Here is a 16,913-nt window from a genome sequence, read left to right as displayed (position 1 = left end):
AAGGAGGACACGTGACATCGAACGTGAGCTCGGCGGGCAAGGCAGCGGCCCGAGGCGTGCGGCAGAGCAAGACGCTGGAGCTGCTCGCGCGAGGTGGCTACGTGGTGAGCGGCCTGCTGCACCTCGTCGTGGGGGTGCTGGCCGTGCAGGTGGCGCTCGGTGCGGCGTCCAGCCAGGACGCCGACCAGACGGGCGCCCTGACGGCGATCGCGCAGACCCCCGGCGGGACGGTGCTCCTGTGGTTCGCCGTGGTCGCGTTCGCCGCGCTGGGCCTCTGGCAGGTCACCGTCGCCGTGACCGGCGGTCTGGAGACCTCGGACCGGCTCAAGGCCGCGGGCAAGGCGATCGTCTACGTCGCGCTCGGTGTGCTCGCGGTCCAGGTCGTGTCCGGAGGCTCGGGCGGCTCCGGGCAGGAGGAGAGCCTCACCGCCTCGATCATGCAAAAGCCCGGCGGGACGCTGCTCGTCGGGGCGGTCGGCCTCGGGATCGTGGTCGCGGGCGTCTACCACGTCGTGAAGGGGTGGCGGAAGAAGTTCCTCGAGGACCTGCGCGGGGGGACCGGGGGCCATGTCGGGCGCGCCGTCGTCCACCTCGGCCGGGTGGGGTACGTCGCGAAGGGCGTGGCGCTGGGCGTGCTCGGCGGGCTCTTCGTCGCGGCGTCCGTGCAGCACGACCCGCAGCAGGCGGGCGGGCTCGATGCGGCGTTCGCCACGGTCGCCGCGCAGCCGTTCGGGGTGGTGCTCCTCGTGGCGGTCGGGCTCGGGTTCGCCGCCTACGGACTGTACTCGTTCGCGCGGGCGCGGTACGCGCGCATGTGAGGTGCACGTGACGTGCGCTGGACGCCGCCCCGCGCGACACCGCCGGGGCGGCTGCGGCTCGTCCGCATGGAAGAATGGCGCGCATGGCGATGAGAGAGATCCGGACCATCCCGGACCCCGTGCTCCGCACCCCCTGCGACGAGATCACCACCATCGACGACCGCGTGCGCTCGCTCGTCGCCGACCTGGTCGAGACCGTCGACCACGAGGGCCGCGCGGGCCTTGCCGCCAACCAGATCGGCGTCAACCTCCGGGCGTTCTCCTGGAACATCGACGACGAGGTCGGCTACGTCCTCAACCCCCGCATCGTCGAGCTGTCCGAGGACTACCAGGACGGCGACGAGGGCTGCCTCTCCGTCCCGGACCTCTGGTACCCGACGCGGCGCGCCTGGTACGCGCGCGTCGTGGGGACGGATCTCGACGGAAACGAGGTCGTCGTCGAGGGCACCGAGCTCATGGCGCGCTGCCTGCAGCACGAGTGCGACCACCTCGACGGGATGCTGTACCTCGACCGGCTCGACCGTTCGGTGCGCAAGAAGGCGATGCGGGAGCTGCGCGCCCAGCTCTGACGCCGCGGGGCGACCTGACGGGCACCGGACCTCGATCGGGCTCGCCCGGCGAATCTCTCGCGCGAACGCGCCGTATCGTGCAAGATGGGCACGAGACACGCCGCGACGGACCTGTGACGTGCTGTGGAACCACCCTGGGTGAGGACGTTGGGGAAGACGCAACCTCGACCTAGGGAGGCAGACATGGCCGGTGCCATCACCCGCGGTGTTCTTTACGTGCACTCAGCACCCCGTGCTCTGTGCCCACACATGGAGTGGGCCGCGGGCAACGTCCTCGGCGTGCGCGTGTCCCTCGACTGGACCGAGCAGCCCGCCGCGCGGGGCCTCTACCGCGCCGAGTACTCGTGGCAGGGTCCGCAGGGGACGGGAGCGAAGCTCGCGTCCGCGCTGCGCGGCTGGTCCCACCTGCGGTACGAGGTGACCGAGGAGCCCAGCCACGGCGTCGACGGCGGTCGCTGGTCCCACACGCCCGACCTCGGCATCTTCTACGCCGTGACGGACGTGCACGGGAACATCGTCGTGCCCGAGGACCGCATCCGCGCCGCGCTCGACCAGGTGAGCGAGCCCCGGGCGATGCGCGAGGCGCTGCACCTCGCGCTCGGCAAGGCGTGGGACGACGAGCTCGAGCCGTTCCGCTACGCCGGCGCCGGAGCGCCCGTGCGCTGGCTGCACCGCGTCGGCTGACGCGACGGCCGGCGTCTGACGACGGCCCGACGAACGCGAGAGGCCGCCTCCCCGCAGGGGGAGGCGGCCTCTCGCGTGTGCCCGGGGTCCGGTCAGACGCTCGTCACCGCGAGGGCGACGTTGTGCCCACCGAAGCCGAACGAGTTGTTGATGGCGACGACGTCGCCCTGCGGGAGCTCCGCCGGGGTGTCGCGCACGAGCGGCACCTGGAGCTCGGGGTCGGGGTTCGCGACGTTGATCGTCGGGGGAGCGAGGCGCTCGGAGACGGCCTTGATGGTGAAGATCGACTCGAGCGCACCGGCGCCGCCGAGGAGGTGGCCGGTCATCGACTTGGTCGCCGAGAGCAGGACGTGGTCGGCGTCGTCGCCCAGGAGCGTGCGGATCGAGCGCGTCTCGGTGAGGTCGCCGACCTTCGTCGAGGTGGCGTGGGCATTGACGTGGACGACGTCGCGGCCCGTCACGCCGGCCTCCTCGAGCGCCCGGCGCATCGCGGCGACCTGGCCGCGGCCGTCGGGGTCCGGGGAGGTGATGTGGTACGCGTCGGACGAGAGCCCGACGCCTGCGAGCCGTGCGTACACGCGCGCCCCGCGGGCGGCGGCGTGCTCGGCGCTCTCCAGCACGACGACGCCCGAGCCCTCGCCGATGACGAAGCCGTCGCGGTCGACGTCGTACGGGCGCGACGCGCCCTGCGGGTCGTCGTTGCGCAGCGAGAGCGTGCGCGAGGCCGCGAAGGCGGCGATGGGCATGGGGTGGATCGTCGCCTCGGTGCCGCCCGCGACGACGACGTCCGCGCGGCCCGCGCGGATCATGTCGACGCCGTAGCCGATCGCCTCGGCGCCCGACGCGCAGGCGGAGACGAGCGCGTGGGCCCCCGCGCGCGCACCGAGCTCGAGCGAGACGTACGCGGTGGGGGAGTTGGGCATGAGCATGGGGACGGTCATGGGCAGCATGCGCCGGGCGCCGCGCTCGCGCAGCGTGTCCCAGCCGTCGAGCGTGGTCCAGATGCCGCCGATGCCGGAGGACACGACGGTGCCGAGCCGGTCGCCGTCGACCTCGGGGCTGCCCGCGTCGGCCCAGGCCTCGCGCGCCGCGATGATCGCGTACTGCGTGGAGGGGTCCATGCGCTTGATCTCGGGCCGGGCGAGCACCTCGGCGGGGTCGACCTTGATGGTCGCGGCGAACGTCACCGGGATCTCGTAGCGCTCGGCCCAGTCGTTCTCGAGGGTGCGCGCCCCGGACTCGCCGGCGAGGGCGGCGGCCCAGGTCGTGGGCACGTCCCCGCCCAGCGGCGTGGTGGCCCCGAGACCGGTGACGACGACTTCAGTGACGGCGGGCATGGGTGCTCCTCGGTGGGTTGCGGCGGGGCGGAGGACGGGCGGGCCGGCGGGTGAGCCGGCCCGCCCGAGGGCCTGCGGGGCAGGCCGGACCTGCTCAGGCCTGGGCGCCCGTGATGTAGGACACGGCGTCGCCGACCGTCGTGAGGTTCTTGACCTCGTCGTCGGGGATGCGGACCCCGAACTTGTCCTCGGCGTGCGTGACGATCGTCATCATCGACAGCGAGTCGATGTCGAGGTCGTCGGTGAAGGACTTCTCGAGCGCGACGGCGTCGGTGGGCAGACCCGTCTCCTCGGCGACGATCTCGGCGAGGCCGGCGAGGACTTCCTGCTCCGTGTAGGCCATGGTTTCTCCTTGTCGTGGGGCCGGCGGCGACCGGTCCCGGTGGCGGTTCCCGGGACTTGCGTCCCGGGGTGGTGCGGTACGTGGTGCGTGCGACGGACAGGTCCGCCGACGGCGTCGGTCGTCCCGTCCGTGAGGCGGTACGGCCGTCCGTCCAGGGGTGATTCTCCCCTACGGCAGGACGACCACCTGCGCGGCGTAGACGAGGCCCGCGCCGAAGCCGATCTGGAGGGAGAGGTCGCCCGAGCGGGCCTGTCCCTCGTCGAGCAGGCGTCGGGTCGCGAGCGGGATGGAGGCCGCCGAGGTGTTGCCGGTCTCGGCGATGTCGCGGGCGATCGCGACGGTCTCGGGGAGCTGGAGCTGCTTGACCAGCTGGTCGATGATGCGCATGTTCGCCTGGTGCGGCACGAACGCGCCGATGTCGCCCGGGCCGACCCCGGCCTCGGCCATGGCCTTGGCCGCGACGGGGGCCATCTGGAACGCCGCCCACTTGAACACGCTCTGCCCGTCCTGGCGCAGCGTGGGCCAGCCGAGGGAGGGGTCGGCGCGCAGGTCGGACCACGCGTGCGTCTGGCGGATCGCCTGCGCCTTGCCACCGTCGGAGCCCCAGACCGTCGGGCCGATCCCCGGGGTGTCGGACGGCCCGACGATCGCGGCGCCGGCGCCGTCGCCGAGGAGGAACGAGATGGACCGGTCGGTCGGGTCGATGAAGTCGCTCATCTTCTCGGCGCCCACGACGAGGACGTGCGTCGCCGCCCCCGCCCGCACCAGCGCGTCGGCCTGGGCGATCGCGTAGGCGTACCCCGCGCATGCGGCCGACACGTCGAACGCCGCGGCCGGCGTCGCGCCGAGCCGTTCCGCGAGGACCGCGGCGGCCGCCGGCGTCTGGTGGAAGTAGGTCACGGTGGACACGATGACGGCGTCGATGTCGCCACCCTGGAGCCCGGCTCGCGCGAGGGCGTCCCGCGCCGCCGCCTCCGAGAGGTCGAGCACGTCGACGTCGGCACCCGCGCGACGGCGCGTGACGATGCCCGTGCGCTGGCGGATCCACTCGTCGGAGGAGTCGATCGGCCCGGCGATGTCGTCGTTCGTGACCACGTTCTCGCCGCGGACCCCGCCGATCGCGAGGATGCGCGAGTGCGCCGGGCCCGTGGCCTGGCGCAGCGTCGCGCTCACGCGTCGACCGCCCCGGTGGTCTCCTCGGAGACGACGACGGCGCCGCCGACGACCGAGTGCCGCGTGACGAGATCACGGGCTGCTGCGACGTCGTCGGGCGACTTCACGGCGACGGACTCCACCCCCTTGAGCGAGCGCCGCGCGAGGCCGGTGAGCACGCCGCCCGGGGCGAGCTCGAGGATCGCGGTAACCCCGAGCTCCGCGAGGGTCTCCTGGCACAGGTCCCAGCGCACGGGCGCCGCGATCTGCGCGGTGAGGCGCCGGACGACGTCGCGCGCCTTGCCGTACGTGCTGCCCTCGATGTCGATCGTGCCGTACGCCTCGCCGTCGGCGTTCGACAGGAACGGCAGCCGGGGGTCGGAGACGTCCCAGGACGCCGCGACCGGCTCGAACTGCTCGAGCGCGGGCTGCATGAACGGCGTGTGGAACGCGCCGGCGACCTGGAGCGGGATGACCCGCGCCTTCGCGGGCGGGTTCTCGGCGAGCGCGGCGAGATGCTCGAGCGCACCGGCCGCGACGACCTGCCCGCCGCCGTTGACGTTCGCGGGCCACAGGCGGGCGGCCTCGATCGCGGCGAGCACCTCCTCGGGGTCGCCGCCGACGACGGCGTTCATCCCGGTCGGCGTCGCTGCGGCTGCCTCGGCCATCGCCCGCGCCCGGTGGGCCACGAGCCCGACGGCGCCCGTGTCGGTGAGCGCGCCCGCGACAGCGGCCGCGGCGAGCTCGCCGACAGAGTGGCCCGCCGTGACGTCCACGACCTCGGTCGCGTCGCGGCCGTCGAGGATCACCCGCAGCGCGACGAGCGACGAGGCGACGATGAGCGGCTGCGCGACCGCGGTGTCGCGGATCGTGTCGGCGTCCGACGCGGTGCCGTGAGCGCGCAGGTCGAGGCCGGCGGCCTCGCCGAACGCGGCGACCTGGTAGGCGACGCCGGGCAGCTCGAGCCAGGGGGCGAGCATTCCGGGGGACTGGGAGCCCTGTCCAGGGCACAAGACGGCGAGCACCCGTCAACTGTGCCAACCGTGCGGCCGTGCGCCACGTCACGACGCGCACCAACCTTGTCGAGGGGCTTTGTGCCGAACCTACAAGCCGCCCCTGCCGTGAGCGCGCCTCAGCGCGCGGTGGAGAGCTGGCCGAGCGCGAGCGCGACCTGCAGGACGAACGACTCGCGCGCGTCGAGCGGGTCCCACCCGGTGATCTCGGAGACCTTGCGCAGGCGGTACCGCACCGTGTTGGGGTGCACGTACAGGGAGCGCGCCGCGGCCTCGAGCGAGCGCCCGGTGCCGAGGTAGGCGGAGAGCGTCTCGAGCACCGAGCCGGTCGCCTCCGCGAGCGGTCGGTACGCCTGGGCGACGAGCGTGCGGCGCGCCGTCGTGTCACCGGTCAGCACGCGCTCCGGGAGGAGGTCGTCGGCGAGGACGGGACGCGGTGCCTGCGGCCACGCGGGCGCGGCGCGCAGCCCGGCGAGGGCGGCCTGCGCGGAGCGCGCCGCCTCCTCCAGGCCGGGCACCGTGGGCCCGATGACGACCGGGCCGGGGCCGAACCGGGGCAGGAGCGACGCGGCGGCGGCCTGGAGGTCGCCCTCGCCGCCGAGCACGAGCACGAGCCGGTCGCCGTGGATGCCGACGAGGGCGTCGCCCGCGGAGCGACGCGTCGCGCGCCGCAGCTCGGCCGTGCGCACCTCGTCCAGGCTCGCGGCGATGGTCCCGGCCACGACGAGCGTCGACCCGCGCCCGCCCCAGCCGAGCGCAGAGACCCGTGAGCGCAGCGAGTCGTCGCCGTCGCCACGGACGAGCGCGTCCACGACGAGGGCCTCGAGCCGCGCGTCCCACGCCCCGCGCACCTCGGCCGCGCGCGCGTAGACCTCGGCCGCCGAGAACGCGACCTCGCGCGAGTAGCGCAGGACCGCCTCGCGCAGGTCGCGCTCGCCGCCCGGGGCGGCGAGCTGGGCCGAGTGCGTCTCGACGACCTCGACGACGATGCGGACGAGCTGGAGCGTGTTCTGCAGGGAGATCGAGCGCGTCAGCTCGGGCGGCGCGGCGGCGAAGATGTCGCTCACGCCGTGCGGCGGCGCGAACGGGTCGGCGTACCACGTGACGAACGCCGTGATGCCGGACTGGGCGACGAGCCCCACGTACGAGCGGTCGTCCGCGGGGAGCTCGCGGTACCACGGGAGCTCCTCGTCCAGGCGGCGCAGGGCTGCGGACATCAGCAGCCCGCTGCCGTCGCGCAGGCGCTGGAGGTTGTCCGCGTTGCCCGTCCCCCCGTGCGGGGCGGACGCGCTCGCCGGGGTCGTGGGGGTCGCCGTCACGCGCCGAGCATACGGGTCGTGGTTGTGGACAGTCCACAAATCGCCGGCTCCTCCCCGGCCTCGTGCCGGCCCGGTGGGGACCGGGCTCGGGTGAGCGTCCGGACGACCCGCTAGGGTCGAGACATGGCCCTCATGCCCCGACTGCGACAGCTCATGCGCCGGCCGACGTCCGCGTCGACCGTGGGCACGCGTCGCCCGAGGTCGGGGGAGAAGCGCGGCGACACGGTCCACGAGGACGCGCTGCGCGCGATGCTGGTCGACGACCCGAACGACGAGCGCGCCTTCCGGGCGCTCGCCGAGCTGGTGCGCCGGCGGGCCGCCGAGGGTCCCACGAACGACGACCCCCTCGCCGCCCCGGTGGACGAGGGCGAGAAGCAGCGGGCCGCCGACCTCGCGGTCTGGGCGCTCGCCGAGGAGCTCGCGGGGCACCCCAGGGGCTGGTACGCGCTCGTCGAGCTGGGCCGCCTGTCGCTCGACGACGACCCGGAGTCCGCACTGCGCCGCTTCGCGACGGCCGCGGAGCGTGACCCCTCAGGGCGGGCGCTCGCCCAGTCCATGGAGGTGCTGCGCGCGGCAGGGCTGCCGGCCGAGGCGCTCGGGCTCGGGGTCGGGCACTGGCGGGCACGCGACCACGAGCCCGAGGTCGGCCGGCAGCTCGTGCTCGCGGCGATCGAGGCCGACCGCCCGCTGGAGGCACGCCAGCACCTCGAGGCGCTGGTAACCTACGCGGACCCGGAGGCGTTCGCACCGCTGCGCGCGGACCTCGAGCGCGCCGTCGCGCAGGCGGACCAGCACCGCGCGGGGACCTGACGCCCGCTCACGCCGGTACGACGACGGCCGGTCACCTCCGCGTGGAGGTGACCGGCCGTCGTCGTACCGGGTGGGCGAGGGTCAGGAATCGCCGCCCGCGTTGCCGGACGTGCCGGCGGTGACGTCCATGAGGCGGTACTTCTCGATCGCCTTGGCCGATGCGTCGGCGGGGACCTTGCCCTGCTTGGCGAGGGCCTGCAGCGTCCGCACGACGACGGACGGGCCGTCGATCTTGAAGTGCCGGCGCGCGGCGGCGCGCGTGTCGGAGAACCCGAACCCGTCGGCCCCGAGCACCGCGTAGTCGCCCGGGACCCACTGGCGGATCTGGTCGGGCACGAGGTGGTCGTAGTCGCTCGTCGCGACGAACGGCCCCTCGGCGGCCTGGAGCTTCGCGGTGACGTACGGGACGCGTGCCTCCTGGTCGGGGTTGAGGAACGCCTCCTGCTCGGCGGCGAGGCCGTCGCGGCGCAGCTCGTTCCAGCTCGTCACGCTCCACACGTCGGCCGCCACGCCCCAGTCCTCCTTGAGGAGCTGCTGCGCCTCGAGCGCCCACGGCACGCCCACGCCGGAGGCGAGGAGCTGGGCCTTGGGACCCTCGGCGTCGGAGACCGAGACGCGGTGGATGCCGCGCAGGATGCCCTCGACGTCGACGTCCTCCGGCTCGGCCGGGTGGACCATCGGCTCGTTGTACACCGTGAGGTAGTACATGACGTCCTGGTCGCGGCCGTCCGATCCGTCGCCGTACATGCGCTCGATGCCGTCGCGCACGATATGACGGATCTCGTAGCCGTACACGGGGTCGTACTGGACGACCGCGGAGTTCGTGCCGGCGAGGAGCGGCGAGTGGCCGTCGGCGTGCTGCAGCCCTTCGCCCGTGAGCGTCGTGCGGCCCGCGGTCGCGCCGACGATGAACCCGCGCGTGAGCTGGTCGCCCGCCGCCCAGAACTGGTCGCCCGTGCGCTGGAAGCCGAACATCGAGTAGAAGATGTAGAACGGCACCATGACCTCGCCCTGCGTGGCGTAGGACGTGCCGACCGACTGGAACGCGGCCGCGGAACCGGCCTCGTTGATGCCGGTGTGCATGATCTGCCCGGCCTCGGACTCCTTGTAGCTCAGCATGAGCTCGCGGTCCACGGCGAGGTAGTGCTGGCCCTGGGTGTTGAAGATCTTCGCGGACGGGAAGATCGAGTCCAGGCCGAACGTGCGTGCCTCGTCGGGGATGATCGGCACGATGCGCTTGCCGAACTCCTTGTCCTTGATGAGGTCCTTGAGGAGCCGGACGAAGGCCATCGTGGAGGCGATCTCCTGCTGGCCCGAGCCCTTCTTGAGGATCTCGTACGCCTTCTCGCCCGGGAGCGTGACCGGCGCGGGCTTCGAGCGTCGCTCCGGCACGAACCCGCCGAGTCGGTTCCGACGGTCCAGGAGGTACTGGATCTCCGGCGCGTCCGCCCCGGGGTGGTAGTACGGCGGCTCGTAGGGGCTCGCCTCGAGCTCGGCGTCCGTGATGGGGATGCGCAGCGAGTCGCGCAGCGTCTTGAGGTCGGCCAGGCCGACCTTCTTCATCTGGTGGGTCGAGTTGCGGCCCGCGAAGGTCGAGCCGAGCCCGTAGCCCTTGACCGTGTGCGCGAGGATGACCGTCGGCTGGCCCGTGTGCGCGCGCGCGGCGGAGTACGCCGCGTAGAGCTTGCGGTAGTCGTGCCCGCCGCGCTTGAGGTTCCAGATGTCGTCGTCCGTCATGTTCTCGACGAGCTGCTTCGTCCGCGGGTCGCGGCCGAAGAAGTGCTCACGGATGAACGCGCCGGACTCCGCGCGGTAGGTCTGGTAGTCGCCGTCGGGCGTGACGTTCATGAGGTTGACGAGCGCCCGGTCCTTGTCGGCGTTGAGCAGCACGTCCCACTCGCGGCCCCAGACGACCTTGATGACGTTCCAGCCCGCGCCGCGGAACTGCGCCTCGAGCTCCTGGATGATCTTGCCGTTGCCGCGCACCGGGCCGTCGAGGCGCTGCAGGTTGCAGTTCACGACGAACGTCAGGTTGTCGAGCTGTTGCTGCGCCGCGAGCTGGAGCATGCCGCGGCTCTCGGGCTCGTCCATCTCGCCGTCGCCGAGGAACGCCCAGACGTCCTGCTGGCTCGTGTCCTTGATCCCGCGGTTGTGCAGGTACCGGTCCGTCCACGCCTGGTAGATGGCGCTCGCCGGGCCGAGGCCCATGGAGACGGTCGGGTACTCCCAGAAGTCGGGCATGAGGCGCGGGTGCGGGTACGACGGCAGTCCGCCGCCCGCGTGCGACTTCTCCTGGCGGAACCCGTCGAGCTGGTCCGCCGACAGCCGGCCCTCGAGGAAGGCGCGCGCGTACACGCCGGGGGACGCGTGGCCCTGGAAGTAGACCTGGTCGCCGCCGCCGGGGTGGTCCTTGCCGCGGAAGAAGTGATTGAGCCCCACCTCGTACAGCGTCGCCACCGACGCGTAGGAGGAGATGTGTCCGCCGACGCCGATGCCGGGGCGCTGGGCGCGCGTCACCATGACGGCGGCGTTCCAGCGGATCCAGGAGCGGTAGCGGCGCTCGAGCGCCTCGTCCCCGGGGAAGTAGGGCTCCTCGTGGACACCGATCGTGTTCACGTAGGGAGTCGTCAGCGAGCTCGGGACGGCGACGCTGCGCTCCCGGGCCCTCTTGAGCAGGTTCAGCAGGACGTAGCGGGCACGGGGGCCCCCGCGGTCGTCGATCAGGCCGTCGAGGGCCTCGACCCACTCGCCGGTCTCGGCGGGGTCGATGTCCGGTACCTGGCTGAGCAGACCGTTGATCAGCGGTCCGGTCTCGTCGTACGAAGCCACCAGCAACCTCATATCTCGTCGGATGCCGGACGCCGTGCCGCGCGGTACACGGCAGACGCCCGTCTCGGAGCCACTCCGGGCGTGCGGCCGCGGCCGCTGGTGGCGACCGCGCCTCTTCACGAGACCAGGGTGGTCTACCCATTGTGTTCACATCACGCCGGGAAGTCACACCATCGGGTGGTCAAGAGGGCGTGATTTCGGCGACACGAGTACGTCGGGGCCCGGCCGTGAGAGTCTCTGCGAGGCGTCGCGCGGCCGCGCGACGCCGTGGGCGTCCATGGTGGCCGCCTTGCCAAGCACCGCAGGGTCCGGTGGGCTACCTTTGCCAGACACGCAGGTGGCGGGCACGGACGACGATCGTCCGGCCGGACAAGCTGCTGGGCTGACGGACGAGGGAAAGGAACGGCACGACAGTGACGGACACCGCAGGACCCCGCGGGGTGGATCGCCTGGGGTTCGCACCCGGCAACGTGGTGCAGGAGTTCGGGTGGGCGCAGGACGTCGACGACGACCTGCGCGCCGAGCTCGAGGAGCACGTCGGCGGCGAGCTGGTCGACGAGGACTACGACGACGTCACCGACGGCGTGCTCGTCTGGTTCCGTGAGGAGGACGGTGACCTCACGGACCTCCTCGTGGACGTCCAGACGGCGCTCGACGACGGCGGGCTCATCTGGGTGCTCACGCCCAAGCCCGGACGCCCGGGCCACGTGGGGCACAACGACATCCAGGAGGCGGCGACGACGGCAGGGCTGCACGCGACGAGCACGCTCTCGATCGCCCCCGACTGGTCTGCCACCAAGCTCGGGACGCGCGGTCGTGGTCGCTGACGACGCACCCGCGTCGTCCGCTCCGCTCACGCCTCGCCCGGGGGACCCGGCCCCCGACTTCACGCTGCCGGACACGCACGGCACCCCGGTCCACCTCGCCGACCTGCGCGGCGGGCCGGTCCTGCTCGTGTTCTACCCGTTCGCGTTCTCCGGGATCTGCACGGGCGAGCTCTGCGAGCTGCGCGACAACGTCGAGGACTTCGAGGCCGCCGGTGTCACCATCCTCGGGATCTCGTGCGACTCGGTCTTCGCGCAGAAGGCCTGGGCCGCGCAGGAGGGCTTCGAGTTCGACCTCCTCTCCGACTTCTGGCCCCACGGCGACGTCGCCCGGGCCTACGGCGTGCTCGACGAGGAGAACGGGCTCGCGCTGCGGGGATCGTTCCTCCTCGACGGCGACGGGATCGTGCGCTGGTCGGTGGTCAACCCCCGGGGCCAGCGCCGCGACCTCGACGGCTACCGGCGCGCTCTGGAGCAGCTCTGAGCCGGTAGGCTGTGCACCGCTGTTCCGGGGCCTGTAGCTCAGCTGGTCAGAGCGCCACGCTTACACCGTGGATGTCGGGGGTTCGAGTCCCTCCGGGCCCACCACCAGGTCGTCCTTCACACCGACGCCCTCATCGGTTCGAGCTCCCGGTTCCGTCCTTCACCCCTGATGGCTGGGGCGGTTCGGTGTCCTCCGGGACCATGGGATCAGGTGACCGACCGCGTCCGTAGCCGGTGCAGCGCGAACGCCTGGCTGCCCGCAAACGCGCCCACGTCGATCGCGATCGTCACCAGCGCGATCAGCACGAGGACGCCGGCCGCCGTCGTCGAGAAGGTCGCGATGGCCGTCGCCGCGACGAGGTTGGCGATCATCACCACACGAAGCGCCAGCCGCAACGGCGCTCGTGCAGCCATCCAGACGACTCCGCCGGCCCAGACGACGAGGGCTCCGCCGATCACGGCGATCACGGTCGGCGGCAGCGACACGGCCGGTGCGAGCCGCGGTGCGGCGCCGAGCATCGCGGCACCGAGCAGCAGGCAGTACAGGGCGTCAGCACGGAGGCTGACCTGCGCGAGCCGGCGGCCGGTCATGGCCCGATCCTACGACGCGCCTCCGGTCTCCGGGTCAGATGCGGCCGACGCCGCCGAGGTCGCGAGGCAGACGCGGACCGTCAGGCCGCGGGCGGCCCCGTCGGTCGCGATCTGCGCCGTGCCGCCGTGCGACTCGGCGATCGCGCGGACGATCGCGAGCCCCAGGCCTGCGCCGGGGCGCGCCTTGCCGTCCGACGGCGACGTCCGCACGAACCGGTCGAAGGGGTCGCCGTCCAGGCGGGACATTCCGGGACCGTCGTCCGCCACCTCCACGAGGGCCGCGTTCGGCTCGGCGGCGACCCGCACGACCACGGTGGTACCGCACGGCGTGTGCGTCGTGCCGTTGGCGAGCAGGTTGTCGAGCAGGCGCCGCAGGCCGGGCGCGTCCCCGGTCACGACGACGTCGGGCCCGTCCTCCACGAACCATCGCCGTTCAGGGTCGCGCACGCGCGCCGCGTCCACCGCGTCGGCCGCGATGTCGCGCAGGGACACGGGCGCGGTCCGGCGGGCTACGGCGGGGCCGGTCGCGGCGAGGGCGAGCATGCTCTCGACGAGGGCGCCGACCCGCGCGGACTCCGACTCGATCCTGGCCATCGCGGTGGCGAGCGTCTCGGGGTCGTCCGCGGCCCCGCGCCGGAACAGCTCGGCGTACCCGCGCACGGTCGCCACCGGGGTGCGCAGCTCGTGCGAGGCGTCGGCGAGGAACTGCCGCAGGTCGTCCTCGGCGCGACGTCGTCTTCCGAGCTCGGCCTGCAGGTCGTCCGCCATCGTGTTGAAGGCGACGGCCAGCACACCGGCCTCGGTCCGGGGCCGCACGGGCATGCGCGCATCCAGGTCGCCGCGGCCGAACCGTCGCGCCACCGGGACGAGGCCGGTGACGCCCCGGAGCTGGCGGCCGACGAGGACCCAGGCCAGCCCGGCCGTCAGCAGGAGCGCGACGAGCGCGGTGCCGCCGGCCGCCGCCGCCACGCGCTGGAGCAGCTGCTGCTCGGCCGTCTCGACGTCGATCCCGTCGCGCAGCAGGTCCTGACGCCAGTCCTGCACCGCGCCGAGGGTCGCCCCGACGGTGACGACGAGCGCCGCGAGCAGGAGCGCGACGACCGTGACGGTGAGCCGGCGCCGGAGCATCAGCGGTCGTCTCCGTGACGCAGGACGTAGCCGATCCGGTTCACCGTGTGGATCAGCGGGCGTGACGGCGTGCCGTCGGGACCGGGCGGCCGGTCGATCTTGGCCCGCAGGTAGGAGACGTACGTCTGGACGACCGAGGCGTTGCCGCCGAAGTCGTACTGCCAGACGCGGTCGAGGATCTGCTCCTTGGTGAGCACCTGCCCCGGGTGCGCCATGAGCAACCGGAGGAGCGAGAACTCCGTCGGGGTGAGCTGGACCGGGCGTCCGCCGCGCCGCACCTCGTGGGCCGCCTCGTCGAGGACGAGGTCGCCGACCCGCAAGACGGTCGAGCGCTGCTGCCTCCCGAGCCGCCGTGCCACGGCACGCACCCGCAGCACGAGCTCCTCGATGCTGAACGGCTTGGTGACGTAGTCGTCGCCTCCCGCGACGAACCCCTCGACGCGGTCGTCGCGCGTGTCGCGCGCGGTGAGGAAGATGACCGGCGTCTCGATCCCCGCGGCGCGCAGGTCCCGGCACAGGTCGAAGCCGGAGGTCTCGCCGAGCACGACGTCGAGGACCAGGAGGTCCGGGCGGGCGGTGCGCACGTGCTGCCGGGCGGCCGGGCCGGACGCCGCGACGGCGGTCTCGAAGCCTTCGTAGCGCAGCGCGGTCGCCACGAGCTCGGCGAGGTAGACCTCGTCGTCGACCACCAGCACGCTCGTCGATACCGTCATGCCGGCATTCTTCCAGCGGACGCCCGTCGACCGCCGGTAGGCACCCGATGTTCTGAGCGTTCTCACAGAGCTCCCGACGAGGTCCGCAAGAGCGCTCGGCTCGACTGGATCGCATGGAGACGAACGACATGCACCAGGTCCGAGCGGCCCGCTTCACCGACACCGTCCTCGCGCGCTCCCGCCTCGTCGTGACCGCGCTCGTCGCCCTCGTCCTGCTGGGCGGCCTCGCCGCCGTCCAGCTCGCCGGCTCGGTGACGGAGGCCAACCGCTACCCCGGGCTGCCGGCCTGGGAGGCGAACGACGCGATCCACACCGCGTTCGGGACGGGCGGGTACGAGCGCCCGACGGTCGCGGTGGTCGACCTCCCCGACGGCGTCGCGCTCGACGACGACGCCGTGGTCGACGGCCTGGCCGACGCCTCGGCGACGATCACCACCGCGACGGGCGCGCGCGTCGCCGGGTACGCCGACGGCGCGGACCCGGCGTTCCGCACGACGCAGGACGGCCTGACCTACCTCCTCGTCTTTCCCCGGTACGCACCGGCGGGCGGGATGCCGGGCAGCGCGCTGGGCGAGACGGTCGACCTCGGCCCGACCGTCCGCGCCGCGCTCGCCGATGCGCTGCCGCCCGGCACGACGGTCGGCACGACCGGTCTCGACGCGCTCTCGCGCAACGAGGATGCCGGCGGCCTGAACGTCGGGCTCAAGGTCGGGGTCGCCGCCATCCTCGCGCTCGTCGTGCTGTGGTGGTTCTTCCGCTCGGCGCTCGCGGCGGTGCCGCTGCTGATCGCGCTGCTCTCGATGCCGATCGCCGCGCTCGGCCTGTGGGCGCTCAGCCTGGTCACCTCCGTGCACGAGACGACGCTCATGATGGCGCCGCTGCTCGCCATCGGGCTCGCGGTCGACTACGCGCTGATCGTCACGAGCAGGTGGCGAGAGGCGCGCAGCGCCGGACTCGACCCCGAGGAGGCCGTGCGCGAGGCGATGCGCACCTCGGGGCGTGCGATCGTGGTCAGCACCCTCGCCGTCGGCGCGGGCCTCGCGACCATGATCGTGCTGCCGATCCCGATCCTGCGCAGCCTCGGGCTCGGCGGGACCCTCACCGCCGCCGCGAGCGCCCTGGTGACGCTGACCGTGCTCCCGATCATGCTGCGCGCTGCCGGGCGGCGGACGCCGCGCCCCGCCCCGCAGGCCGAGGCGAAGGGGTGGGCGAGGCTCGCTCGCTGGAGCATGCGCCACCGGGTCGTCGCGATCACCGTCGCAGGCGGCGCGCTGCTGGGGCTGACCGCCGTCGCGACGACGATCAACCTCGCGCCGCCCGTGACCGACCGCCTGGCCCAGCAGGGGCCGGCGCGCGACGCCCTCGCGCAGCTCGAGGACGCCGGCGTGCCGACGGGGGTCGTCAGCGCGTTCGACGTGATCGCGCCGCTGTCGGTCGAGGAGGAGACGCGCCGGGCCCTGCTCGACGTGGACGGCGTGACGGCCGTCGTGACGGCGGGCTCGCCCGCGTGGAGGTCGCCGGACTCCGTGCTGCTGACCGTGGTCCCCGCGGCGGAGGGCGGGTCGCCGGAGGGCGCCGAGACGGTCCGGGAGGTGCGCAAGGCAGTCCCCGACGGCGTGGGGGTCGGCGGCAACACGACGCAGCAGCTCGACTACGTCGAGGCGACCTATGCCGCCTTCCCGTGGATGCTCGCGCTCGTGTGCGCGGTGACTTTCCTCGTCGTCGCGGTCGCGTTCCGGTCGGTGCTGCTGGCGGTCAAGGCGATCGGGCTCAACCTGCTCTCGCTGGGCGCCGTGCTCGGCGTGCTCGTCGTCGTCTGGCAGTGGGGCTGGGGGACGGAGGCGGTGCTCGGGGTCGTGCCCGACGGGTCGATCGGGACGTTCGTGCCCGTCACGGTCTTCGCGTTCCTCTTCGGCCTGACGACGGACTACGAGGTGTTCCTCCTGTCCCGCATCCGCGAGGAGTACGACCGGGTCGGCGACACCGAGGTCGCGGTGGTCCGCGCGCTCGGCCGCACCGGCCGGCTGATCACCGCCGCGGCGGTCATCCTGTTCCTGTCGTTCGCGTCGATGGCGATGACGCGCGAGCTCGACGTCGCGGTGTTCGCCAGCGGTGTCGCGCTCGGGATCCTCCTCGACGTCACGCTGGTCCGCGGGATGCTCGTCCCCGCGCTCGTGGCGGCGTTCGGGCGCTACAACTGGTGGTTCCCCCGCCGCCTGACGCGACCGGGTGCCGTCCGTGTCGGTGCCCGCCCCTAGCATCAGGCTCGACAGCGGGGACGACGGGACGGTGAGGTTCGA

Annotated in this window: 16 protein-coding genes and 1 tRNA gene; 8 read left to right on the top strand and 9 right to left on the bottom strand. The window is 73.2% G+C overall.

Going from position 1 to position 16,913, the window contains the following annotated elements:
* The first annotated feature begins 11 nt into the window (after nt 1–11).
* The 3 genes from AC4H2H_RS03870 (at nt 12) to AC4H2H_RS03860 (ending at nt 2,071) form a co-directional block, all read left to right on the top strand.
* On the top strand, nt 12–818 hold the full coding sequence (locus AC4H2H_RS03870) for a DUF1206 domain-containing protein (RefSeq protein WP_494369500.1): 807 nt from the start codon (nt 12–14) through the stop codon (nt 816–818).
* Nucleotides 819–901: 83 nt separating this feature from the next.
* Nucleotides 902–1,387: a peptide deformylase gene (gene def / locus AC4H2H_RS03865; RefSeq protein WP_494369499.1), complete on the top strand. Its 486-nt coding sequence runs from the start codon at nt 902–904 to the stop codon at nt 1,385–1,387.
* Nucleotides 1,388–1,570: 183 nt separating this feature from the next.
* Entirely contained in the window at nt 1,571–2,071 is a 501-nt protein-coding gene (locus AC4H2H_RS03860) for a DUF3145 domain-containing protein (RefSeq protein WP_494369498.1), read from the top strand.
* Between the two features lie 92 nt (nt 2,072–2,163).
* Here the strand turns inward: AC4H2H_RS03860 and AC4H2H_RS03855 are convergent, their stop codons facing one another.
* From AC4H2H_RS03855 to AC4H2H_RS03835, 5 genes are all read right to left on the bottom strand, one after another.
* A complete protein-coding gene (locus tag AC4H2H_RS03855; protein ID WP_494369497.1) occupies nt 2,164–3,408 on the bottom strand; it encodes a beta-ketoacyl-[acyl-carrier-protein] synthase family protein in 1,245 nt (414 codons plus the stop codon).
* A gap of 94 nt (nt 3,409–3,502) precedes the next feature.
* Entirely contained in the window at nt 3,503–3,751 is a 249-nt protein-coding gene (locus AC4H2H_RS03850; protein WP_415296325.1) for an acyl carrier protein, read from the bottom strand.
* 168 nt (nt 3,752–3,919) lie between these two features.
* Nucleotides 3,920–4,924: a beta-ketoacyl-ACP synthase III gene (locus tag AC4H2H_RS03845; RefSeq protein ID WP_494369496.1), complete on the bottom strand. Its 1,005-nt coding sequence runs from the start codon at nt 4,922–4,924 to the stop codon at nt 3,920–3,922.
* On the bottom strand, nt 4,921–5,928 hold the full coding sequence (locus AC4H2H_RS03840; protein WP_494369495.1) for an ACP S-malonyltransferase: 1,008 nt from the start codon (nt 5,926–5,928) through the stop codon (nt 4,921–4,923). Before AC4H2H_RS03840 ends, AC4H2H_RS03845 begins: the two co-directional genes overlap by 4 nt.
* A gap of 107 nt (nt 5,929–6,035) precedes the next feature.
* Complete coding sequence (locus AC4H2H_RS03835) at nt 6,036–7,157, bottom strand: PucR family transcriptional regulator (protein ID WP_494369562.1); 1,122 nt, start codon at nt 7,155–7,157, stop codon at nt 6,036–6,038.
* A 201-nt stretch (nt 7,158–7,358) separates the two neighbouring features.
* Between AC4H2H_RS03835 and AC4H2H_RS03830 the strand changes: the two genes are divergently transcribed.
* Nucleotides 7,359–8,045: a hypothetical protein gene (locus AC4H2H_RS03830; protein ID WP_494369494.1), complete on the top strand. Its 687-nt coding sequence runs from the start codon at nt 7,359–7,361 to the stop codon at nt 8,043–8,045.
* An 81-nt stretch (nt 8,046–8,126) separates the two neighbouring features.
* Here AC4H2H_RS03830 and aceE read toward each other — a convergent pair whose 3' ends face one another.
* Nucleotides 8,127–10,874: a pyruvate dehydrogenase (acetyl-transferring), homodimeric type gene (gene aceE, locus AC4H2H_RS03825; protein WP_494369493.1), complete on the bottom strand. Its 2,748-nt coding sequence runs from the start codon at nt 10,872–10,874 to the stop codon at nt 8,127–8,129.
* 440 nt (nt 10,875–11,314) lie between these two features.
* Between aceE and AC4H2H_RS03820 the strand changes: the two genes are divergently transcribed.
* The 3 genes from AC4H2H_RS03820 (at nt 11,315) to AC4H2H_RS03810 (ending at nt 12,286) form a co-directional block, all read left to right on the top strand.
* Nucleotides 11,315–11,701, top strand: a complete 387-nt coding sequence (locus AC4H2H_RS03820) for a DUF3052 domain-containing protein (RefSeq protein WP_494369492.1) — start codon at nt 11,315–11,317, stop codon at nt 11,699–11,701.
* Nucleotides 11,691–12,182 (top strand): peroxiredoxin, encoded by a 492-nt coding sequence (locus tag AC4H2H_RS03815; RefSeq protein WP_494369491.1) that lies wholly within the window; start codon nt 11,691–11,693, stop codon nt 12,180–12,182. Before AC4H2H_RS03820 ends, AC4H2H_RS03815 begins: the two co-directional genes overlap by 11 nt.
* 27 nt (nt 12,183–12,209) lie before the next feature.
* Nucleotides 12,210–12,286: transfer RNA gene (locus AC4H2H_RS03810), tRNA-Val, on the top strand.
* A gap of 102 nt (nt 12,287–12,388) precedes the next feature.
* Here the strand turns inward: AC4H2H_RS03810 and AC4H2H_RS03805 are convergent.
* From AC4H2H_RS03805 to AC4H2H_RS03795, 3 genes are read right to left on the bottom strand one after another with little or no spacing between them, the layout of a single operon-like run.
* Nucleotides 12,389–12,772, bottom strand: a complete 384-nt coding sequence (locus tag AC4H2H_RS03805; protein ID WP_494369490.1) for a hypothetical protein — start codon at nt 12,770–12,772, stop codon at nt 12,389–12,391.
* 9 nt (nt 12,773–12,781) lie between these two features.
* On the bottom strand, nt 12,782–13,900 hold the full coding sequence (locus AC4H2H_RS03800; protein ID WP_494369489.1) for a sensor histidine kinase: 1,119 nt from the start codon (nt 13,898–13,900) through the stop codon (nt 12,782–12,784).
* Nucleotides 13,900–14,613 carry a response regulator transcription factor gene (locus AC4H2H_RS03795; RefSeq protein ID WP_494369488.1) on the bottom strand — a complete coding sequence of 238 codons (714 nt, stop codon included), beginning with the start codon at nt 14,611–14,613 and terminating at the stop codon, nt 13,900–13,902. Before AC4H2H_RS03795 ends, AC4H2H_RS03800 begins: the two co-directional genes overlap by 1 nt.
* 113 nt (nt 14,614–14,726) lie before the next feature.
* Between AC4H2H_RS03795 and AC4H2H_RS03790 the strand changes: the two genes are divergently transcribed.
* On the top strand, nt 14,727–16,871 hold the full coding sequence (locus AC4H2H_RS03790; protein ID WP_494369487.1) for an MMPL family transporter: 2,145 nt from the start codon (nt 14,727–14,729) through the stop codon (nt 16,869–16,871).
* Nucleotides 16,872–16,913: the final 42 nt, after the last annotated feature.

This window comes from Cellulosimicrobium sp. BMG9.22, assembly GCF_059159975.1.
This window is presented reverse-complemented; position numbering and strand designations above follow the sequence as displayed.